At 65.0% G+C, this 19843-nt stretch carries 21 protein-coding genes; 3 read left to right on the top strand and 18 right to left on the bottom strand.

Going from position 1 to position 19843, the window contains the following annotated elements; genetic code table 11:
* Window positions 1–15: 15 nt before the first annotated feature.
* The 8 genes from J2X44_RS05495 to J2X44_RS05460 form a co-directional block, all read right to left on the bottom strand.
* A complete protein-coding gene (locus tag J2X44_RS05495) occupies window positions 16–171 on the bottom strand; it encodes a hypothetical protein (protein ID WP_310088473.1) in 156 nt (51 codons plus the stop codon).
* The gene (locus tag J2X44_RS05490; protein ID WP_310088471.1) at window positions 168–1532 is read right to left on the bottom strand and encodes a tail fiber domain-containing protein; all 1365 of its coding nucleotides are present in this window, start codon (window positions 1530–1532) and stop codon (window positions 168–170) included. Before J2X44_RS05490 ends, J2X44_RS05495 begins: the two co-directional genes overlap by 4 nt.
* 108 nt (window positions 1533–1640) lie before the next feature.
* Window positions 1641–2780, bottom strand: coding sequence for a phage major capsid protein (locus J2X44_RS05485; protein WP_310088469.1), 1140 nt, complete (start codon window positions 2778–2780; stop codon window positions 1641–1643).
* Window positions 2781–2785: 5 nt separating this feature from the next.
* Window positions 2786–3169 carry an HK97 family phage prohead protease gene (locus tag J2X44_RS05480; protein ID WP_405053391.1) on the bottom strand — a complete coding sequence of 128 codons (384 nt, stop codon included), beginning with the start codon at window positions 3167–3169 and terminating at the stop codon, window positions 2786–2788.
* Window positions 3170–3222: 53 nt separating this feature from the next.
* Entirely contained in the window at window positions 3223–3549 is a 327-nt protein-coding gene (locus J2X44_RS05475; RefSeq protein WP_310088465.1) for a DUF6127 family protein, read from the bottom strand.
* 97 nt (window positions 3550–3646) lie between these two features.
* Window positions 3647–4765, bottom strand: a complete 1119-nt coding sequence (locus J2X44_RS05470; protein ID WP_310088463.1) for a phage portal protein — start codon at window positions 4763–4765, stop codon at window positions 3647–3649.
* Between the two features lie 469 nt (window positions 4766–5234).
* Window positions 5235–6587 carry a terminase large subunit domain-containing protein gene (locus J2X44_RS05465; protein ID WP_310088461.1) on the bottom strand — a complete coding sequence of 451 codons (1353 nt, stop codon included), beginning with the start codon at window positions 6585–6587 and terminating at the stop codon, window positions 5235–5237.
* The gene (locus tag J2X44_RS05460; RefSeq protein WP_310088459.1) at window positions 6584–7126 is read right to left on the bottom strand and encodes a hypothetical protein; all 543 of its coding nucleotides are present in this window, start codon (window positions 7124–7126) and stop codon (window positions 6584–6586) included. Before J2X44_RS05460 ends, J2X44_RS05465 begins: the two co-directional genes overlap by 4 nt.
* Window positions 7127–7384: 258 nt before the next feature.
* Here J2X44_RS05460 and J2X44_RS05455 point away from each other — a divergent pair, with 258 nt between their 5' ends.
* Window positions 7385–7582, top strand: a complete 198-nt coding sequence (locus tag J2X44_RS05455) for a hypothetical protein (RefSeq protein ID WP_310088457.1) — start codon at window positions 7385–7387, stop codon at window positions 7580–7582.
* A 65-nt stretch (window positions 7583–7647) separates the two neighbouring features.
* On the opposite strand, the gene pip is transcribed toward J2X44_RS05455, so the two are convergent.
* Both pip and J2X44_RS05445 read right to left on the bottom strand, forming a co-directional pair.
* Window positions 7648–8739, bottom strand: coding sequence for a prolyl aminopeptidase (gene pip / locus J2X44_RS05450; protein ID WP_310088455.1), 1092 nt, complete (start codon window positions 8737–8739; stop codon window positions 7648–7650).
* Between the two features lie 78 nt (window positions 8740–8817).
* Entirely contained in the window at window positions 8818–9582 is a 765-nt protein-coding gene (locus tag J2X44_RS05445; protein WP_310089318.1) for a 2OG-Fe(II) oxygenase, read from the bottom strand.
* Between the two features lie 153 nt (window positions 9583–9735).
* Between J2X44_RS05445 and J2X44_RS05440 the strand changes: the two genes are divergently transcribed.
* On the top strand, window positions 9736–11394 hold the full coding sequence (locus J2X44_RS05440) for a M20/M25/M40 family metallo-hydrolase (protein ID WP_310088453.1): 1659 nt from the start codon (window positions 9736–9738) through the stop codon (window positions 11392–11394).
* A 62-nt stretch (window positions 11395–11456) separates the two neighbouring features.
* Here the strand turns inward: J2X44_RS05440 and J2X44_RS05435 are convergent, their stop codons facing one another.
* The 8 genes from J2X44_RS05435 to J2X44_RS05400 form a co-directional block, all read right to left on the bottom strand.
* Window positions 11457–12281: a hypothetical protein gene (locus J2X44_RS05435; protein ID WP_310088451.1), complete on the bottom strand. Its 825-nt coding sequence runs from the start codon at window positions 12279–12281 to the stop codon at window positions 11457–11459.
* Between the two features lie 100 nt (window positions 12282–12381).
* Window positions 12382–14721 carry a polyribonucleotide nucleotidyltransferase gene (gene pnp / locus J2X44_RS05430; protein ID WP_310088449.1) on the bottom strand — a complete coding sequence of 780 codons (2340 nt, stop codon included), beginning with the start codon at window positions 14719–14721 and terminating at the stop codon, window positions 12382–12384.
* Window positions 14722–15022: 301 nt separating this feature from the next.
* Window positions 15023–15292, bottom strand: a complete 270-nt coding sequence (gene rpsO, locus J2X44_RS05425) for a 30S ribosomal protein S15 (protein ID WP_088440451.1) — start codon at window positions 15290–15292, stop codon at window positions 15023–15025.
* A 26-nt stretch (window positions 15293–15318) separates the two neighbouring features.
* A complete protein-coding gene (gene truB / locus J2X44_RS05420; protein ID WP_310088447.1) occupies window positions 15319–16275 on the bottom strand; it encodes a tRNA pseudouridine(55) synthase TruB in 957 nt (318 codons plus the stop codon).
* A 32-nt stretch (window positions 16276–16307) separates the two neighbouring features.
* Window positions 16308–16727 (bottom strand): DUF6491 family protein, encoded by a 420-nt coding sequence (locus tag J2X44_RS05415; RefSeq protein WP_310088445.1) that lies wholly within the window; start codon window positions 16725–16727, stop codon window positions 16308–16310.
* Window positions 16728–16778: 51 nt separating this feature from the next.
* Window positions 16779–17063 carry a hypothetical protein gene (locus tag J2X44_RS05410; RefSeq protein WP_310088443.1) on the bottom strand — a complete coding sequence of 95 codons (285 nt, stop codon included), beginning with the start codon at window positions 17061–17063 and terminating at the stop codon, window positions 16779–16781.
* Window positions 17064–17072: 9 nt separating this feature from the next.
* Window positions 17073–17615: a GNAT family protein gene (locus tag J2X44_RS05405; protein ID WP_310088441.1), complete on the bottom strand. Its 543-nt coding sequence runs from the start codon at window positions 17613–17615 to the stop codon at window positions 17073–17075.
* The gene (locus J2X44_RS05400; RefSeq protein WP_310088439.1) at window positions 17608–18207 is read right to left on the bottom strand and encodes a thymidine kinase; all 600 of its coding nucleotides are present in this window, start codon (window positions 18205–18207) and stop codon (window positions 17608–17610) included. The genes J2X44_RS05405 and J2X44_RS05400 overlap by 8 nt, the downstream gene beginning before the upstream one ends.
* A gap of 217 nt (window positions 18208–18424) precedes the next feature.
* Here J2X44_RS05400 and J2X44_RS05395 point away from each other — a divergent pair, with 217 nt between their 5' ends.
* Window positions 18425–19843: a wax ester/triacylglycerol synthase family O-acyltransferase gene (locus J2X44_RS05395; protein WP_310088436.1), complete on the top strand. Its 1419-nt coding sequence runs from the start codon at window positions 18425–18427 to the stop codon at window positions 19841–19843.

Raw genomic sequence — 19843 nt, 5'->3', positions numbered from 1 at the left:
TTTGGGATTCTGACCTTATGGTTTGCGGATGATCACGCGGCGGCTGGCCTCACGGATCGGCGGCACCGCAGCCTGCGCCGCAGCGGGCTCAGGCCCACCCCATTCGCTGGCCAGGTCGCGCCGCGCCGCATCGCCAATGGCGCGCGATGCCAGGGCGCTGCCGCCCATCATGCCGCCGCCTCCAGCGCCGCCAGCCGCTGCGCCAGCGCGGCCATGATGAACAGCGCCAGCTGGTCGGACCTGATGCCGAAGCGGGTGTGCGCTGCGCCGCCTGCGGTCTGCCATTCGTCCCAACATAGAAAGGCATAGGGCGTGCGCCCCGGTCGGCCGTCATCGTCCAGCGGGTCGACCAGCCCTTCATCCGCCATGATCGCCCACACCTGCTGCGCGCGGATCCCGAAATGCTGGCGCGCCCCGTACGCCCCCTTTTCGGCAATCGCGTCATGCCACTGGTAAAACCCCAGCTCGGCGGCGATCCGAATGGCCGCGCGCCGCTCCGCCGCGTCCATCGCGCTGCGCCACGCCTTGTCGCGGCTATCGGACGTGTTGATCGTTCCCGTCCCGGCAAAAACCGTCGCCACGCGATACGCTGCGGTGCCCAGCGAATAGGCATTGTCGGCGCCGGGACGCCCCGCCCCGCTCGCTTCCCACCGCCACAGTTCGGCGCCATCATTGCCGCCGTTGCGGTCGCGATAAATGGCCAGCGCCGACGTCGCCGGCACCTGCCCGATGCACCAATTGGCAATGCCGTTCTGGGTAAAGCTGATCAAGGCGCCGTTGGGCGCGCCGTCGATGTTGCCAAAGTCCGTCAGGATGCCTCGCCCCGGATTGGCTTCGGCAATGTTGAACCGATAGTTGGCGGCGCCGCCACCCACCGTTATCCGCCCGTTCGCCGTCACCCGCAGCCGTTCGGCGCCACCCGTCACCACGGCGATGGTATCGCTCGCGGCCCGGAACATGCCGCTGTCGGTGTCACCCGAAAACGTCAGGGTGGGCGCCGCCGCAGTGCCATTGGGCACCCCCAAGGCACCGGTCAGCGCAAACCGTCCGTCGGCATCGCGATATGCCAGCGCCGACAGCGGCACGTTGACCCAGCTCCCGGCGCGGCGCACCGTCACCTGATCGTCGGCCAGCCCGGTCGCCGCGGCGGTATGCGTCGTCGATAGCGGCTGCTTGCTGCCGACCGCATCGGTCAGCGCGGCCATGGCGCCGTCCTGGGCGGCGAACCACGCGGCGCCAACGGTCAGCGCGATCGTCTTGAGTCCCGCCGCAAAATCCACCAGCGCGCCATTGTTTGAAGAGCTCGCGACCAGCTCGCGCACCAGTCGCCCGCTGCCGTCGATCCGGCCCCGCCCGACCTCCCATTGTCCAGGCTGGGCAATGCCGGCGATGGCATAGTGAAATTGCAGGTCCACCGGAACGACATCGGCAAAGCGGCGATGGCCGGGCACCGCGCCGGTCGGCGTCAGCGGGCCGGTGCCGCCGTCCTGGCACAGCTCGCGCACCAGGTCGGCGAAAAAGGGGGTCGGCATGGCAAGCCCATCCTTTCGTTGATGATATCCGAAAAAAAATGGCGCCCGGCCCGGCCCCGAAAGGGGTTGAGGAAGCACGGGCCGGGCGCCGATCGCGCCAGCGTCAGATCAGCTGGCGGCGAATTTCATCACCTTGATCGCCTGCGAATCGATGATCGCACCGCCGACCCTTTTGGTTGCATAAAAATGCACGAACGGCTTGTTGCTGAACGGATCGCGCAGGATCCGCGTCTCGCCGCGGTCGGCGACCAGATAGCCGGCGCGGAAATTGCCGAATGCGATCGATAGGCTGTTTGCGGCGATGTCGGGCATGTCCTCGGCCTCGACCACCGGATACCCCAGCAGCGTCGCCGATTGTCCCTCGACCATGCCCGGCTGCCAGATGAACGCCCCGTCGGTCGTCTTGAACTTGCGGATGCGTGCCAGCGTGTCCGAATTCATCACCCACGCCGCGCCCTGGCGATAGGGCGCGCGCAGCGAATGGATCAGCTCGACCAGCTTGTCGTGAGGGTTCGATGCCGGAAACGCCCCCGCGGTCCCCGTCGCCAGATGCTGCACCGTGCCGAACGCGCGCACCGCGTCACTCTCGTTGGTGGTGGCATAGGTCAGGAAACCCTTAGGCCGGTTGGTGCCGTTGCCGGTCACGAACGCCCCGCCCTCGGCGATCGCAAACTCCCGCGCGATCTGATCGGCCAGCCAGTCCTCGACGTTGAACATCGCATCGTCCAGCATCGCCTGGCTCGCCGCCGGATTGGCATAAAGCTCACCCGAGGGCGGCGCAATTTCCGCAAAGCTGCGCGTCGCCGTCTCGGGCCGCGCTGCGGTCTCGCCGACCCAGCCCGCGCCCATCGATCCCGTTGCGACCAGCTTGCGATACCCGCTCGTCCCCGTCTGGACGACCGTCGCGATCGACCGGATCGGCGACAGCGATTTCAGTGTCGCCGCGATCGCCCCGTCGATCTCGCGCGGCACCGCAAAGCCGCCGTCGCCGCCCGACGCCCCCGACAGACTTTTCATCTCGACCCCGGCATCGATCCCGCGCCGCAAATAGCGCTCAACAAACGCATCGCGCGCCGGATCGGCCGCCTTCGCGCCGTCCAGAGGCAACCGCGATGACGCCACCGTCTGCGCATCGACCTGCGCCTTCAACGCCGCCACCGACGCCTTCAGATCATCGACGGCTTCGGCCGCCAGCACCGCATCGAACGCGCCATCCAGCGCGTCAGCTTTCACTTCCATATCGTCCATGCTTTTCACTCCTTCACCACCGCAATCACCCGTGCCAGCGCCTGCATCGGCACCGCCACCAAACTCACTTCGGCCAGGTCGAGCGCCAGCAACTCGCGCGGGTTGCCACCGCGCGCCGCCGTCACCCGATACCCAAAGCTCAATCCCGTGAGCGCCCCGCGCGCCACCAGCCCCGCCGCGGTCGGATGCGTCACCCGCGCCACGACGCGTAGGCCGCGCTCATCCTCCGCCAATCTCTCGATCACCCCGACGACGGCCCCCGGCCGGTGCTGCCACAGCAAAGGCACCGCGCGCCGCTCGCGCAAACTCGCGGCAAAAGCACCGGCCCGCACAACATCCCCGCCCCGATCGACGCGATCGAACACCGCCGCATAGCCCGCGAACCTGATCCCCCCTCCCGCTTGCGGGAGGGGTTGGGGGTGGGCAGTGGCACCAGCCGCGCTCACCGCAACAATCCCGGCAACCCCAGCTTCACCGCCAGGCCCACCACCAGCGCCGCCAGCATCCCGCGCACCGCCCAATCGACCGCCGCCTTCCACGCGCTCGTCTTGGCATCGCGCCACGCGCTCAGCAGTTGGCGCAGATCACCGACATCCTCGCGCGCCGCTTCGTCGGCCAGCCCCAGCCGCGCCAACGCCCGCCGCGCCCCCAGCTCGCTCGCCTCCTCGACCACCGCGCGCAGCAACGCCGCGTCGGGCGCACCGGAAGCTCCGGCCGCACTTGTCCCCGCCAGCGCGATCAACCGCGCCAGCGCCTCATCCTCGTCCATGTCATAATCTCCAATTCGTCATCCCGGACTTGATCCGGGATCCACCGCAGCGCCGGCGTCATGCCCCCCGGCTCAAAAGCCGGGGTGACGGTGCGAGTCAGGTCACCCCCAACAACGCCTTCTTTTCGTCCGCGCTCAGCCAGTCCGCCGCCGACACCTCGTGCCACAGCGCCATCCGGTCCTCGGCCAGCGCCGGCACCTTATCCAGATCGACCCACAGCTCGGCGCCCTCGAACCACCCGCTCAGCCCCTGCGCGACCGCCCCCAAAATCTTCCCGACCAGCGGCAGCACGGTCAGCCGCCACAGCGCCCGGTTCGCCTCGCGATAATTGGCATAGGTCGCATCTCCCGGCAGCCCCAGCAGCATCGGCGGCACCCCGAACGCCATCGCAATCTCGCGCGCGCTGCTATCTTTCAGCGCCAGAAAATCCATCTCGGCGGGCGACAGCGACAGCGCCTGCCACCTGAGGCCGCCCTCCAGCAGCAGCGGCCGCCCCGCGTTCGCCCCGCCCGCGAAACTCTCCGCCAGTTCCTCGCGCAGCCGGTCCACTTGTTCCGCCGACAAGGGCATCCCCTTGTCGCCCGGATCATGGACCAGCGCCCCCGACGGCCGCGCCGCATTGTCCAGCAACGCGCGGTTCCACACCGCCGCAGCATTATGCGCCGCGATCGCCGCGCTCGCGGCGCCCAGGCACCCCGCACCATAATGATCGTCCAGCGGATGCAGCGCCTTCACATGCACCACCGCGGTCCGCCCCGCGCCATCCTCGGCGGGCAGCACCACCACCGAACCGCCCGCCTTGTACCGATAGGCCACCGGCCACCCGCGCGCATCGGCTTCGACCGTCACCCGCTCGGGCCGCAGCGCAAACAGCTCCGCCGGCGCCCCTGCCCCGTCGGTCAAAATCTGCACATAACCATTGCCGTGCAGCAGCAATTGCGAGGCGAGCGTCTCAACGAGCCCCTGCCCGCCCGAATTCGCCGCAACCAGCGCCGCCAACCCCGGATCGCTCGCCACCACCGGCGCGCTGCCCGCGGCCTCCGCCACCAACCGCACGCTGCGCTGAACAATCGCATTGCTCAGATACCCCGCACGCAACTGCGCCTCAAAAGACAAGGGCGCAGGCGCCGAGCCCATCATCCCATACGTCCCATACACCCGCGACAAAGCAGGCCGCGCAGCACTCTGCGCAGCCTTCCGGCCAAACCAGTTCATGATGTTCTCCGATTTCGACATGGATTCGCGTGAGCTAGCGAACCCGAGTTATCCGCACTTATCCCCAAGCCAAGAGACCAACGGGTGGAAATGGCCGCTGTTCATGGTTGGCTATTTGTTCTCACTCGATTATGCCTGTTTTCGGCAGCCGTCCTATTCGGCTTTCTGACCGGAACCGTCGTCTCTGATAGCGGCGGAGGCGTGGGCCTTCCGGAGCGCGGGCTTGCCCCCGCATTCAGAAAGGCGGTGGCTTATGGGTCGCGTATTTGTACGTGCTTATAGGCGCTGGCGGCTTGGCCGAGTGGAGCATGTGCGTGCTCACACTCGGCGCTGGCCTTGCCAGTATTCGTTCGACTTCTAGGACGGAGTGAACGGTAGGGCGGCTGCCACCCCACGGAATAAGTTCCGTGTATGCGGATTCGCATACGCCGATGTTAGCTGCAAGTGAAATTATCCCGTCAGGATAATCTCAAACCCGCCTAACCCCCACAACCCGCCCCCGTTGCACCCCCTCCAACAATTCCGCCAGCGCCCACACACACGCATCCGCCCGATCCGGCGAGCGCCCCGGCCCCGCATAACCCCCGCCGATCTGCAACCCGCACAGTTGATCCTCCAGGTCGGCGAACGCCCCCGCATGGACGACCCGCCCGCGTTCATAGGCCAGCGCCACCGGCTCCGCCCGCCGCGCCTTGCCGACGCTCGCGTGGACCGCGCGCACCGGCAGCCCGGCGTCGGCCTGCGCCAGCACTTCGGTCACCATTTCGCCGCCCATATTGCTTTCCGCGACCACCCGCTCGGCACCCCACCGCGCCGCCGCGGCGGCCACCGCCTGCGCCCACATCCCCGGCGCGGCGCGCGCGACGCTGGCATCCTCGAGCACCGCCAGCCGACCGTCGCGCAGCAGTGCGGCGACGACGATCCCGCACGCATCGCCATGCGACGTCGCCGGCGGATCGACCCCGATCACCACCCGCACGGGCTTGCCCAGCGCACCCGCATCGACCCGGCACCGCTCGATCAGCGCCCGCGTCCACAGCGCGCCTTCGACATCCTCCAGCAATTCGCCGTCCAACTCCTGCCGTCCCAGCCGGGTGCCGCCATATTGCGCGACCATATGGGTCACGAAACTCCGCGGCAGGTGCGGATTTTCGGCCGTCCGGCCCAGTGTCGTAATGCATCCCGGCACCGCCACGACCGTCGTCATCAGCGGCACCGGGCGCGGCGTCGTCGTCACCAGCACGCGCGGCATATCGCCCAGCCGCATGCCGAGCATCAGATTGTCCCACGCCGCGGCGCCGCCCTGCGGCCATTTCGCCAGTTCGTCGCACCACGCAACATGATGTTCCGGGCCACGCAGATTCTCGGGCGCCCCGGCCGAAAACAGCGTCGCCACCGCGCCGCTGTCGAAATATAGTTCGCGCAGCTGCTGTCGCCATTTCGGCTTTTCGTCGGCGCGCGCGACCGCGATCAGGCCGCTCGGCCCTTCGATCATCACGCGCATCCCGTCCTTCTCGTTCGCGGCGACCAACGCGATGCGGGCGCCCGGCATGCGCCGCGCCATGTCGCTGATCCATTCGGATCCGGCGCGCGTCTTGCCGAAACCGCGGCCGGCGCGGATCAGCCACACCGGCCAGTCGCCGGGCGGCGCGCACTGCCCGTGATGCGCCCATTGATACCAGCGTTCCTCCAGCTCATGCACATATTTGCGCGGTATTTCGCGGAGCAGGCGTTCCCGTTCGGCGGGCGTTAGCGACAGCAACCGGTCCAGAATCGTTTCGCCGTCGTCCAACGCCAGCCCGTCGATCCACCGCGCGGTCATGGCGCATCCCGTCCCTCTCCTGCGCGCTGCCGCGCGATAATATCGATCCGCCGCAATATTTCGGCGTCGGTTTCGTCCGCCGTGGGCCGCTTGCGGCTGTTCGGGCGAACCCGCTTGGCCCGCCCGCCTTCGATGCTGGCGCGATGCTTGCCCATCAGGTCGATCGCTTGCGCCACCGTCATCGCCCCCACCACCGGGACAACCATGGCATCGGCATCGCTATCGCCGTCGCGGACGGTCTCGATCGTCAGGATCGCCCGCTCGACCAGCGCCATTTCCAGCCGGGCATAGCCGCTGTCCAGCGCCGCCTGCCACGCATCGGCAAAATCGGGGTCGCGCCGCCGCCGTTGGTAGGCCGCCGAATAGGCAAAACCGGCCACCGCCGCGGCCCGGCGAACATTACAGCTATCGGCCAGCGTCGCCAGAAAAACCTCGATTTGATGATCGGTAATCGTCTTGAATTGCGGCTCGCGGCGCCCGCCGACATCGTCGCCGCCACCCTCCTCGCCCGCTTCATTGATCAGGTTCCGCTCGTCCATATCGCCTCGCCCAAACGCAGTCAGGCCGGTTCATCCTTCCCCAGATGGAAAGGACGCCGGCCCGACTCGCAATTCTTCATGATGGGATACTTGTGCCATATCAGCGTGACGATGTCAATCATTTTTAACCGATATGGCACAATTTAAGCGATTGCGGAATGCGGCGAACCGAGGCGCGATGGGGGTCATGCGCGCAACCATCCCCGCCGGGCGGGGTAATTAGGCGACGAGGCACCGCCGCCTCGCGGAGTGAAGTGCATGGAACCCAGGATCATCATTGCTTATGGCATCATCGCCTTGATGATCGTGGCCGCCACCGTCGGTATCGCCTATCTGCGCCACAACAGCCCGCGGCGGCGGCACGAGCGCGAGCGTTCGCGCGCGAAGCAGCGGTGGCGCGAGCAGGTCGAGCAGCTCGATGGGGATGACGAGGTCATACCGCCCTCACGCGCCTGACCGCGCGCTTCAGCTGCGGCCGCGCCGATATTCGGGCGCGTCCGGCTCGAATCCGCTCGTTCGGCTCAGTCCGCGATCGGTGCCAGCCCGTCCATCACTGCGGTCAGCGCCAGCGCATTTTGGCGTTCCATCGCACTGTGTCCGGCGTTCGTGACGACATAGTTCACCGGCTCCGCCCCCGCCGCGCGCAGTGCCGCGACCAGCCGCGATGCCTGGGTCAGCGGGCATACCTCGTCGAACCGGCCGTGGACGATATGGATGGGGATTGCGGCGAGCGTGGCGATATGGTCGAAAAAATGCCCCGCGGGCAGGAACAGGTTGTTCGCGAAATAATGTGCCTCGATCTGCGCGAAGCACAGTGCGAAGTCGGCCTCGCCGAATTTGCCGGTGTCGGCCGCCTCGGGGATCATGTTCGAAATTACCCCCTCCCACAGCGACCAGGTCACCGCGGCCTCCAGCTGCCGCGCTTTCTGGGCCGCGGTGGTTGGCACCATATCGAAAATCGCCTTGTACGACGCCATCACGTCGCGCCGCTCGGCGGGGGTCAGCACATTCAGCAGCGCCGCCCACTCATCGGGATATTTGATATACGCCCCCGGCGCGGTCAGGCCATAGGGGTCGGCCTCCCACGTCGTGGCATTGCCCTGATACAGATAATCCAGATCCTCCGCAGACCCGAGAAAGATGCCGCGCAGGATCAGGCTGGCGCAATGCGCAGGGTGCGCGATCGCATAGGCCATCGCCAGCGTGCTGCCCCAGCTGCCACCGAACACATGCATCGGCCCGGCAATCGCCAGATGATCGCGCAGTTTCTCGATGTCGCCGATCAGGTCGGCGGTGGTGTTCTTGGCCAGCGCCACCGCCGGTCCCGCCGACGCCACCGTCGGCTCGCTCTTGCCGCACCCGCGCTGATCGAACAGGATGACGCGATACCGCTGCGGATCGAAAAAGCGCGCCATTGCCGGGGCGCACGCGCCGCCGGGCCCGCCGTGCAGGAACATCACCGGCTCGCCGTCGGGGTTGCCATATTCCTCCCAATAGATGCGGTGCGCGGGGTCCAGGTCGACCTCCAGCCAACCGAAATTCAGGCACGGCGGCTGCGGATAGACCCAGTCGTCGCCGATCTTGCTGCTTGCCTGAAGCCGGGAGAAATCCATCACCGCTGTCCTCGCTGATACCGTTGAAGAAGCACCGGCTTAACCGCCGCAGCCGCCATGTCCACCCAGCAGGCGGGATTAGGCAGCGTCGTGAAAGATGACCCCCAGCGTGTGGCGCCGTCCCGATCGGATTTCACTGACCCCATGGCGCATCGCTACCCGGTAATCGCCGCGGCTGCCGACCACCGGTCGCTCGTTCACCGCGAACACCACCGCATCGCCCTTGCCCAGCGGCACCACCGCAGCCCGCGACTGCATCCGCGGCCGCTGTTCGGCCAGCACAAATTCGCCGCCGTCAAAATCGGTCCCGGGCGCCGACAGCAACACCGCGACTTGCAACGGAAAAACCTCCGCTCCATAAAGGTCGCGGTGCAGACAATTATAATCGCCCGCCCCATATTGCAGCAACAATGGCGTGGGCCGCGCCTGCCCCGCCGCATGACATCGCTCTAGATAGTCGGCATGATCGGCGGGAAAGCGTTCCTCGCGCCCCATCCGCTCGTGCCAGCGATTGGCGACCGGCGCGAGCCGCGGATAGAGCGCACCGCGCAGGTCCGCGACCAGCCGCGGCAGCGGATAGGCGAAATAGCGATATTCGCCGCGCCCGAACCCGTGCCGCGCCATATGAACGTGGCTGCGAAACAGCACGTCCTGAGGATAGAGCGCCGCAGTGGCGTCGCATTCGGTGGCCGACAGCAGCTTGGGCAGCACCGCCCACCCGGCGCCGTCGAGCAACGCGACGACGGCGGGCCAGTCCAGCGCGGCGATGCGGGCGGCAATGGCGGCGTCTGGGGCGGCGGCGGGGGCCGCGTCGGGGGCCGCGTCGGGGGCGGGGTCGATCATCTCTGTCATGCGGCCGACCTGCCACCCCGCCGCCCGTCCCGCGCTCCGTTTCTTGCGGTCAAACAGCGGCTTCGGTGTTTTGGGTCTGCGCACTTCAATGTCACCGCGAAACCGCCTACGCTTGCCGTCCATCAACCGGGAAACCCCAACCTCATGACCTTTCGCCTCGCCGCCGCCGCACTCCTCGCCGCCGCTTCAGTCCCTGCGACAGCGCAACCCGCCCCCGCCATCGACGCCGCCAACCTCACCGAAACCGTCCGCACCCTCGCCTCCGACCAGTTTCAGGGCCGCGCGCCCGGGACGATTGGTGAAGAGCGCACGATCGGCTATCTGATCGGGCGTTTGCAGGCGCTCGGGCTCGAACCCGCGGGCGTGGACGGCGGCTGGACCCAGCCAGTGCCGTTGCTGCACACCCGCCTCGGCACCGCGACGACGCTCGCGTTTGACCGCAAGGGTGCGGTTACGCCGCTCACCTTTGGCACCGACATCTATGTCTCGACGCTCCAGCCAAAGGATCAGGCGGTTGTTGCGAACGCCCCGCTGGTTTTCGTCGGCTATGGCGTCACCGCACCCGAACGCGGCTGGGACGACTTCAAGGGTCAGGATCTGAAGGGCAAGGTCGCGGTCTTTCTGATCAACGATCCCGATTTCGTCGCGGCCAAGGGTGAGGATGCTTTCGGCAAGTTCGGCGGGCGCACCATGACCTATTATGGCCGCTGGACCTACAAGTTCGAAGAGGCAGCGCGGCGCGGCGCGATAGCGGCGCTGATTGTCCACGATACCGACGGCGTCGGCTATGGCTGGAACGTCGTCAAAAGCCCCGGCGGCGAAAATTACGGCCTTGTCGTACCGCCCGAAAAGGTGACGAGCCTCGCGCTGCAAGGCTGGATCTCGGGCGAAACCGCGACAAAATTGTTCACCGACGCCGGACAGGATCTCGCCAAGCTGCGCATCGCCGCGCGGCGCAAGGATTTCAAACCCTTCGACCTCGGCACCGGCTTCAACGCTGCGATCCCGGTGACGCAGGCGGTCGTGCAAAGCCAGAACGTCCTTGCGAAAATCTCCGGGGCGAAACGCCCCGACGAGGTCGTGATGTATGGCGCCCATTGGGACGCCTATGGCGAAGGTGCGCCCGATGACGCAGGCCGTATCTATCGCGCCGGTGCCAATGACGATGCGCTCGGCGTCGCGGGATTGTTCGAAATTGCGCGCGGCTTCAAAGCCGCACCGCCGCCCGACCGCAGCATCGTCTTTGCCTTCTGGACCGCCGAGGAACGTGGGCTGCTCGGTTCGGAAGCCTATGCCGCGAACCCGATCTTTCCGGTCGAAAAAACCGTCGCCAACTTCGGCCTCGACATCCTGCAAACCGCGGGCAAGGCAAAGGACGTCGTCCTCGTCGGCAAGGGACAGGGCAGTCTCGAAGACGACCTAGCGCGCGTTGCTGCGACTCAAGGCCGCACCGTCTCGGTGGAGAGCCTCCCCGAACGTGGCCTCTTCTATCGCGCCGACCATTTCAGCATGGCCAAGCGCGGCGTCCCCGTCCTCCTCATGATGGGCATCGCCGGCGCCTCCGACCTCGTCAGCGGCGGCAAACCCGCCGGGCAAGCGTGGGTCGATGCCTATACCGGCAAATGCTATCATCAGGCGTGCGACGCCTGGAGCCCGGACTGGAACCTCGACGGCGCGGTGCAGGATATTTCGCTGTTCTACACCATCGGCGACGAGCTGGCGCGCTCGGCGCGCTGGCCCGACTGGAAAGCGGGCAGCGAGTTCAAGGCGATCCGCGACCAGAGCGCCGCGGCACGCAAATAGCGCGGCATCGCGGCGGTAGCACAACAACCAGAAGGCTACGTTTGCCGCGTTTGAAAATTCCGTCAGGTAACTTTGCAATTGCCGTCGACAAATTTGCTCTTTTTGCCACTGGCAAAATGCCGGGTTCTGGCCAGTCGATGCCCAAGCTCAGCAGTCACGGCCTTTTGAACCCAGCTGTCGCCCAGTTTTGCGATCTCATTCGTGCGGCTTAGGGAATAGACAATATCTCGAATGTCATCGGATTGCGGGCGCGCATCGACCACGCTGCCCGCGTACATGGGATCACCGAGTTCGGAAGCGCGAAGTTCCCATTGCCCACGCTTACTTTGGTCAAGTTCCACCCAAAAATAGTGGTTCGCAACATGATATGCGGCCGAAGCGTTTTTCCTGCCTGCGCTGCGAATCCAGTCGCTCGGACCGCTGCTCGCAGTGGTCAGGGCTGCACGCGCGCTGCGAAGCTTGGCGATGTAAAAATATCGATCGTTGGACCCGTTGGGACCACAGGTGGAAAGTATGTTGCGATTGCGATATCCGTTCTCCAATAGCCGGATCGCGGCGTCATAGAAAACCAGCTTATGCCGTTTTTGGATAGCACGCTGACCTTCCCACATCCAATCGTCGGCCATGACCAACATCGTATGCGGATCTCCAACGCGAATCGCTCGGCTCGCCCATATCTTTCCGTTGCGGCGATCCTCACGAACAAGCGCATATTCCTGCCATACTTGACCGGCAGCGCGGATATCACCTTTGTCTGCTTTTCGGATGAGGACTCGCAGCTCTTTTTCCGACATCGGCCCGACGCAAGCGCAGGCGCTGGTCGACGTCCCGACGAGCCCAGAGACAGCGATCAAAGCTGCAAGTAGCAGAACGCTCCATTTACGCATCACCCTACTCCTTGCCTGCCTGAATGTTCTCATATCCTTAAGCGGGTTAAAAAAAGGGGCTGCCGAAGCAGCCCCTTTCCTTGTTCGATAGACCGAAGGCTTAGTCCTTCAGGAAGTCGGGCACATGGCCCTGATCTTCCGGACCTTCGTTGCGTTCGCGGCGCGGGCCGCGATCACCACCGCCGTCACGGCGCGGACCACGATCGCCGCCGCCATCGCGACGCGGACCACGGTCGCCGCGACCGCCACCGTCGCCGCGCGGGCCACGATCGCCGCCGCCGCCATCACGGCGCGGGCCGCGGGGACCACGGTCGCCGCCTTCACGCGGCGGGCGGGTGTCTTCCAGCTCGGCGCCGGTTTCCTGATCGACGACGCGCATCGACAGGCGAACCTTGCCGCGCTGGTCGATCTCGAGCACCTTGACCTTGACTTCCTGACCTTCGGCCAGAACGTCCGAGACCTTTTCGACGCGCTCGTTGGCGATTTCGCTGACGTGAACCAGCCCGTCCTTGCCGCCCATGAAATTCACGAACGCCCCGAAATCGACGAGGTTGACGACCTTGCCGTCATAGATCTTGCCGACTTCGGCTTCTTCGACGATGCCCGAAATCCACTTGCGCGCGGCTTCGATCTGCGCCGGATCGCTCGACGAAATCTTGATCAGACCTTCGTCGTCGATGTCGACCTTGGCGCCGGTGGTCGCGACGATCTCGCGGATCACCTTGCCGCCGGTGCCGATGATGTCGCGGATCTTCGACTTGTCGATCTGCATCGTTTCGATACGCGGCGCATAATCGGACAGCTCGGTGCGGGCTTCGCCCAGCGCCTTGGCCATTTCGCCGAGGATGTGCGCGCGGCCTTCCTTGGCCTGGTTCAAAGCGGCTTCAAAGATCTCGCGCGTGATGCCCGCGATCTTGATGTCCATCTGCATCGTGGTGATACCTTCAGACGTACCCGCCACCTTGAAGTCCATGTCGCCGAGGTGATCTTCGTCACCCAGGATGTCCGACAGGATCGCGAATTCCTTGCCTTCAAGGATCAGACCCATCGCAATGCCCGAAACCGGACGCTTCAACGGCACGCCCGCGTCCATCATGGCGAGCGAACCGCCGCAAACCGACGCCATCGACGACGAGCCGTTCGACTCGGTGATGTCGCTGGTGATCCGGATCGTGTAGGGGAACTCGTCCTTGGTCGGCAGCACCGCGTGCAGCGCCCGCCATGCCAGCTTGCCATGGCCGATGTCGCGGCGGCTGGGCGCCCCGAAGCGGCCAACTTCACCGACCGAATAGGGCGGGAAGTTATAGTGCAGCATGAAGTTCGAGTAGCTGAGGCCATTCAGGCCGTCGATCATCTGCTCGCTGTCCTTGGTGCCCAAGGTGCAGGTCGCGATCGTCTGCGTCTCGCCGCGCGTGAACAGCGCCGAGCCGTGGGCGCGGGGCAGGAAGTGCGTTTCGGCCACGATCGGACGAATCTGCGTCGTGGTGCGGCCGTCGATGCGCTTGCCGTCCTTCAGGATGGCGCCGCGAACGATTTCGGCTTCCAGCTTCTTCATCAGCTTGCCGGCGGCCATCTGGTCCTGCGGCGCGGCGTCGGCGAAAGCGGCCTTGGCGGCGGCGCGGGCTTCGTTCAGCGCGTTCGAGCGGGCCGATTTGTCGGTCAGCTTGTACGCGGCGGCGATGTCCTTGCCGATCAGCTTCTTCAGCTTGTCCTTGGCGGCGGTCAGGTCGGCCTGTTCGGCCATGTCCCAGGGATCCTTGGCAGCCTGTTCGGCCAGCTTCACGATCGCCTTGACGACGTCCTTACAGGCGTCGTGTGCAAACAGCACGGCGCCGAGCATGATCTCTTCCGACAGCTCATTGGCTTCGGATTCGACCATCATCACCGCGTCGTAAGTGGCGGCGACAACCAGGTCGAGGTCGCCCTCGGCAACCTGCGCGTCGGTCGGGTTCAGGATATATTCGCCATCGACATAACCGACGCGCGCGGCGCCGATCGGGCCCATGAACGGCACACCCGAAATGGTGAGCGCGGCCGAGGCGGCAACCATCGCAAGGATGTCGGGCTCGTTATGGCCGTCATAGCTAAGAACCTGAGCAATGACGTTGATTTCGTTATAGAAACCTTCGGGGAACAGCGGACGGATCGGACGATCGGTCAAACGCGAAACCAGCGTTTCCTTTTCGGTCGCACCGCGTTCGCGCTTGAAGAAGCCGCCGGGGATGCGACCCGCGCCCGAATATTTTTCCTGATAGTGGACAGTCAGGGGGAAGAAGTCCTGCCCTTCCTTGACCGTCTTGGCGGCGGTGACCGCGGCCAGGACCATCGTTTCGCCGAGCGTCGCGACAACCGCGCCATCGGCCTGACGGGCAACCTTGCCCGTTTCGAGGGTCAGCGTTTCACCGCCCCACTCGATCGATACTTTTTTCACGTCAAACATGGAGTTTCCTTCGCCCGCCTGGCCCAATGCCGGGCGGGGCCTCTAGTTCCGGGTAATCCGACCCGGGGCGGTGCGGGGCGTCTGTGGCCCCAATGGCGGCCCCACCGGATGCGGGGCGGCCCTTTGTCAAACTCAACACCCGCTCGTCCTGAGGAGCCGTTGAGCTTGTCGAAATGGCGTCTCGAAAGATGTTTGTGTCCGCGTCCTTCGAGACGGGCCTTCGCCTTCGCTCAGTCCCTCCTCAGGACAAACGGAGGCTTAGACAAGCAAACGGCCCCGCGAGGGGGCCGTTCACCGTGAATTACTTACGCAGACCCAGCTTCGCGATCAGTGCCTGATAGCGGCCCTCGTCCTTCTTTTTCAGATAGTCGAGGAGGCTGCGACGCTTGTTGACCATCATCAGCAGGCCGCGGCGGCTGTGATTGTCCTTGTGGTTCGCCTTGAAATGACCGGTCAGGTTATTGATGCGGTCGGTCAGGATTGCGACCTGCACTTCCGGCGAACCGGTGTCGCCCTTGCTGCGGGCGTTTTCGGTGATGACTTCGGTTTTGCGCTCGGCGGTAATCGACATAATTCTATTTCCTCGAACATCATGGCTTAAAGATTGAAGCCGCGCACGACCTTCAGCGTTCCCGCCAAAGCCTCGATCAGGGCGATCGGACGATTGTCATCGTCCCGTCCCCAATAGAGCCCGTCGTCCGTAGCTACCCCGGTCCAGACACGACCCTGACGGATCGCCCCTGCCGCTTCCGGGGAAAGGTTCAGAGCCGGGATGTCGACCAGCCCTGCCTCGAGCGGCAGAATGACTTCTGATTGCGCGGCGCCTTGGCCGAATGCGTTGAGTTTGTCCAGCGAAATCGCCTGTTCCAGATCGAACGGCCCGGCCTTCGTACGGCGCAGCATCGTGACATGGCCGACGGTGCCGACGGCATGCGCGATATCGCGCGCGAGCGAGCGGATATAGGTGCCCTTGGAGACATGGGCGATGAGGGTGACCGAGTCGAGCCGCTCCTCTCCATCCTCGTCACCCCGGACTTGATCCGGGGTCCATTCCGCCGGCGCTGCAGTGGATGCCGGATCAAGTCCGGCATGACGAAGAGAGTGTATCGTGACACTCCGCGCCTTCATCTCGACCGCCTCACCCTTGCGCGCCAGATCATAAGCCCGCTGGCCATCAATCTTGATCGCGGAGTAAGCAGGCGGCACTTGCTCAATCGCACCGGTGAAACGCGGCAACACCGCCGCAACCTCCGCCAGCGTCGGCCGCACATCGCAGGTCGCGACAACCTCACCCTCGGCATCCAGCCCGTCGGTCTCGGTCCCGAACGCGATCGTAAACGCATAGATCTTGCTCGCATCGAGCATCCGCCCGCATAGCTTCGTCGCCTCGCCCAGCGCGATCGGCAGCACCCCCGACGCCAGCGGGTCGAGCGTCCCGCCATGGCCGACCTTGACCTTGCCCAGCCCCGCCTCGCGGCACACGCGCTTCACCGCGCCGACCGCTTGCGTCGATCCAAGTCCCAAAGGTTTGTCGAGGATAATCCAGCCGTTCATCCCGCCGCGCTAGGACCACCGCAGGGCCACTGTCAATTTGCGCCGGGTTTGTCGCCCATGATGTCCTTTGACCTGTCGCGCCGTGACGGCGGCCCGTCGGACGTCGTAAACGACGACAGCGGACAGCGTTCGCCGCGCACCACGATGGTAGAAAAACGATCGAGCCGCCCCGCTCCGCGCGTTTCGACGCCGATCGCCTGAGCAAAACCGGCATCGCGGCAATATCCCGCGAAAACACCATAATACCAATTGCCGCGGCGATCCTGAATCCAGATGCCACGGTCGCGATCGGCGTGCCAATCGCGGATCGAGCTGTTGCTGGGAAAGACGATGCTCGCCTCGACGCCAGGCGCGCGCGGCGCATCGACGGTTTTTGCGGCAGGCTCGTTGGCCGCCGCCGCAGAAAGGGGAAGCAAAGCGGCGGCCAGGGAGAGAGCGAGATTCATTTTCATGGCGATCGCCTTTAAGGGGCCGCGTCTGAACTCATGCTGACCAGCCGCGCATCAAATTGCGGTGCGCGCGCGGCGCCGCGCGAACGGCCACAGCAACAGCGCCGTCATGGCGAGCGTGCCGCCATAGAGCAGCCAGCGGTGCGGATCGATGGTGAACGAGCTCCAGAACAGCAACAGGTTCGCCGCATGGCCCGCCAACAACGACAGCCACAAGGCGCGCGGCGTATGCCCCCACCGGCGCCGCATCGCAAAACGGTCGATCAGCAAAGCGAACACCAGCGTCACCGCCATACACGCCAGCCACGTCAGTCCCATAAATAGCCATATCACACCCATCGGCGCTGGTTATGGACGGGCGGCCCACTCGTCGGCAAGCAGACCAAATAACCCGGTACTCCGGACATATCCGGTCCAGGTCACCCGCTCGGCGCGCAGCACGCCCTCCTTGACCGCGCCCAGCTTGGCGACCGCCGCCTGGCTGCGCGCATTACGTTCGTCGATGCGGAATTCGATACGGCGGATGCCGACGGCAAACGCATGGTCCAGCATCAGATTTTTCAAACGCCGGTTGAACCCGGTGCCGCGCGCATCGGGATGGATGTAACTATTGCCGATCTCGACCGTCTGCGCCGAGACGTCGGGGCGTAGCCAGGCGGTCATGCCAACCAGCGTGTCGCCGTCGAAGACCGCATAAGGCATGCGGCCCGTCCTACCGATCAACTCGTCAAAGCTCTGGTCGAAATGATCGGGGCCAAAGCTCGACGAATAGATTGCCCAGATGTCGGCGTCGGCCGCGCAGACATCGCGCAACGCCGCCCGATGCGCTTCGACCAGCTTGACGAGTTTGAGGTCGCCATCGGCGAGATCGACATAAAGCCGGTCAAGCATCGGTCAACGCCGCCGCATCTCGCCGTTTCGCCATGAAATGCCGTCGGCACATCGCGACGTAGCGATCATTGCCGCCAATCTCGGTCTGCGCCCCCTCGACGACTGCGCGGCCCTGTTCATCGACGCGCAGGTTCATGGTTGCCTTGCGCCCGCATTCACACACCGCCTTCAATTCGACGAGCGCATCGGCGATGCCGAGCAACGCTGCCGATCCGGGGAACAGCTCGGCCGAAAAATCGGTGCGGAGGCCATAGCAAAGCACCGGAATCCCCTCCTCATCGGCCAGCCGCGCCAGCTGGAACACCTGGTTCTTGGACAGGAACTGCGCCTCGTCGACCAGCACACAGGCAAGCGGCCGTTCGGCACTTTCCGCGGTTGCGGCCGCCCACAGATCGCTGTCGGGATCGAATTTATGCGCCTCGGCCATCAATCCGATGCGGCTGGTCACCTGCCCTTGGCCGTAACGATCGTCGAGCGCCGCGGTCCACAGCATCGTTTCCATACCGCGCTCGCGATAGTTGAAATCCGCTTGGAGCAGCGTCGTCGATTTCCCGGCGTTCATGCTGGCGTAGTAGAAATAGAGCTTGGCCATGGGGGTGCGATAACTGCTCAACTTGGGGGAGGCAATCGCCCCCTCGTCGTCATTCCGGCGAAAGCCGGAATCTCGCCGCTGCGTCATGATGCCAGGGTGAGATCCCGGCCTTTGCCGGGATGACGGTTTGCAAAACGTCCGGTGCGCTTGACTCCCCCCTCGCCCCTGCCATGCTGCACATCAAAAGATGCAGCACAATCAGTGGGGGAGAGCTGCCATGCGGCTGATGCCGGTGACTGACGCGATGTTCCTCGTCGCCGAAACGCGCGAGACGCCGATGCATGTCGGCGGGGTCAACCTGTACACCCTGCCCGACAAGGTGGACGAAACCGAGTGGCTGAACGAGATGCTCGCGCTGCTGCGCCAGCAGGAAGGACTGCGCCGTCCGTTCAGCGAAGTGCTCAAGCTGACCCCGCTCGGCCAATATGGCCCGATCCGTCTTGTCCCCGACAAGGACATCGACATGCATTACCATGTCCGCGCCGCCGCGCTGCCCAAACCGGGCCGCTACCGCGAGATGTTCGAACTCGCATCGCGGCTTCACGGCACCCTGCTCGATCGCACCCGTCCGATGTGGGAAATCACCCTGATTTCGGGCCTGCCCAATCGCCAGATCGCGACCTATTTCAAGATCCACCATGCTTTCATGGACGGCGCCAGCTCGATGCATTTCACCAACGCGATGCTGAGCAACGACAAGAATTACAAACCCACCGCATCGCCGATGTCGGTCGAGGTCTATGAAGCCTATAAGCGCAAATTCCCGACCGCCAAAAAGGCGCCGACCCCCAGCATCACCGACCTGAAGGCGATCGGTGCTTTCCTGAAGGAGCAGTGGGGCAACAGCGTCGGGGTGACCAAGGCGCTCAACCAATATGCCGCGGCGATGTTCGGGCTGGGCGGCGGCGACCTCGCGACGCCGTGGGGCGGGTTGCCGCGCACCAGTTTCAACCGCAACATCACCGGGGCGCGCCGCTTCGTGGCGCAAAGCTGGTCATTGGAACGCGTGCGCGCGATGGGCAAGGCGTATGACGGGACGATCAACGACGCGGTGCTGGCCATGTGTTCGGGGGCGATGCGCAAATATCTGCAATCGCTGAACGAGCTGCCCGACAAGCCGCTGAAAGCCATGGCGCCGGTTTCGATCCGCGCCAAGGACGACATCGATTCGGGCAACTCGGTCGCCGCGGTCACCGCCAATCTGGCGACGCATATCGATGATCCGGCGGAGCGGATGCGGACGATCCAGGCGTCGATGAACGCCGCGAAAGCGCAGCTGCGTGAGATGACCGCGCAGCAGATCCAGATCTATACCGCGATCACCCAAATGCCGCAGATGCTGACCGCGCTGACGCGCACTGCCGACAAATTCCCCGCGTACAGCGTCACCATCTCGAACGTCCCCGGCCCGCGCGAACAGCTATACTGGAACGGTGCCCGGCTCGACGGCATGTATCCCGCGAGCATCCCGGTCGATGGCATGGCGATGAATATCACCCAGGTGTCGAACAACAAGAATATCGATTTCGGTATCACGGCCTGCCGCCGCAGCGTGCCGCATGTCCAGCGGCTGATCGACTATCTCGAGGATGCGCTGGTCGAGTTGGAGGAAGCGGCAGGGATCAAGGGGAGATAG

Origin of the sequence: Sphingopyxis sp. BE259 (assembly GCF_031457495.1) — a bacterium.
Lineage (GTDB): Bacteria > Pseudomonadota > Alphaproteobacteria > Sphingomonadales > Sphingomonadaceae > Sphingopyxis.
The sequence above is the reverse complement of the archived record's forward strand: the minus strand, read 5'-3'. Positions and strand labels throughout refer to the sequence as shown.

Coding starts and splice junctions, on each gene's coding strand:
- J2X44_RS05495 (WP_310088473.1), bottom strand. CDS start 171: ATGATGGGCGGCAGCGCCCTGGCATCGCGCGCCATTGGCGATGCGGCG.
- J2X44_RS05490 (WP_310088471.1), bottom strand. CDS start 1,532: ATGCCGACCCCCTTTTTCGCCGACCTGGTGCGCGAGCTGTGCCAGGAC.
- J2X44_RS05485 (WP_310088469.1), bottom strand. CDS start 2,780: ATGGACGATATGGAAGTGAAAGCTGACGCGCTGGATGGCGCGTTCGAT.
- J2X44_RS05475 (WP_310088465.1), bottom strand. CDS start 3,549: ATGGACGAGGATGAGGCGCTGGCGCGGTTGATCGCGCTGGCGGGGACA.
- J2X44_RS05470 (WP_310088463.1), bottom strand. CDS start 4,765: ATGAACTGGTTTGGCCGGAAGGCTGCGCAGAGTGCTGCGCGGCCTGCT.
- J2X44_RS05465 (WP_310088461.1), bottom strand. CDS start 6,587: ATGACCGCGCGGTGGATCGACGGGCTGGCGTTGGACGACGGCGAAACG.
- J2X44_RS05460 (WP_310088459.1), bottom strand. CDS start 7,126: ATGGACGAGCGGAACCTGATCAATGAAGCGGGCGAGGAGGGTGGCGGC.
- J2X44_RS05455 (WP_310088457.1), top strand. CDS start 7,385: ATGGAACCCAGGATCATCATTGCTTATGGCATCATCGCCTTGATGATC.
- pip (WP_310088455.1), bottom strand. CDS start 8,739: ATGGATTTCTCCCGGCTTCAGGCAAGCAGCAAGATCGGCGACGACTGG.
- J2X44_RS05445 (WP_310089318.1), bottom strand. CDS start 9,582: ATGATCGACCCCGCCCCCGACGCGGCCCCCGACGCGGCCCCCGCCGCC.
- J2X44_RS05440 (WP_310088453.1), top strand. CDS start 9,736: ATGACCTTTCGCCTCGCCGCCGCCGCACTCCTCGCCGCCGCTTCAGTC.
- J2X44_RS05435 (WP_310088451.1), bottom strand. CDS start 12,281: ATGCGTAAATGGAGCGTTCTGCTACTTGCAGCTTTGATCGCTGTCTCT.
- pnp (WP_310088449.1), bottom strand. CDS start 14,721: ATGTTTGACGTGAAAAAAGTATCGATCGAGTGGGGCGGTGAAACGCTG.
- rpsO (WP_088440451.1), bottom strand. CDS start 15,292: ATGTCGATTACCGCCGAGCGCAAAACCGAAGTCATCACCGAAAACGCC.
- truB (WP_310088447.1), bottom strand. CDS start 16,275: ATGAACGGCTGGATTATCCTCGACAAACCTTTGGGACTTGGATCGACG.
- J2X44_RS05415 (WP_310088445.1), bottom strand. CDS start 16,727: ATGAAAATGAATCTCGCTCTCTCCCTGGCCGCCGCTTTGCTTCCCCTT.
- J2X44_RS05410 (WP_310088443.1), bottom strand. CDS start 17,063: ATGGGTGTGATATGGCTATTTATGGGACTGACGTGGCTGGCGTGTATG.
- J2X44_RS05405 (WP_310088441.1), bottom strand. CDS start 17,615: ATGCTTGACCGGCTTTATGTCGATCTCGCCGATGGCGACCTCAAACTC.
- J2X44_RS05400 (WP_310088439.1), bottom strand. CDS start 18,207: ATGGCCAAGCTCTATTTCTACTACGCCAGCATGAACGCCGGGAAATCG.
- J2X44_RS05395 (WP_310088436.1), top strand. CDS start 18,425: ATGCGGCTGATGCCGGTGACTGACGCGATGTTCCTCGTCGCCGAAACG.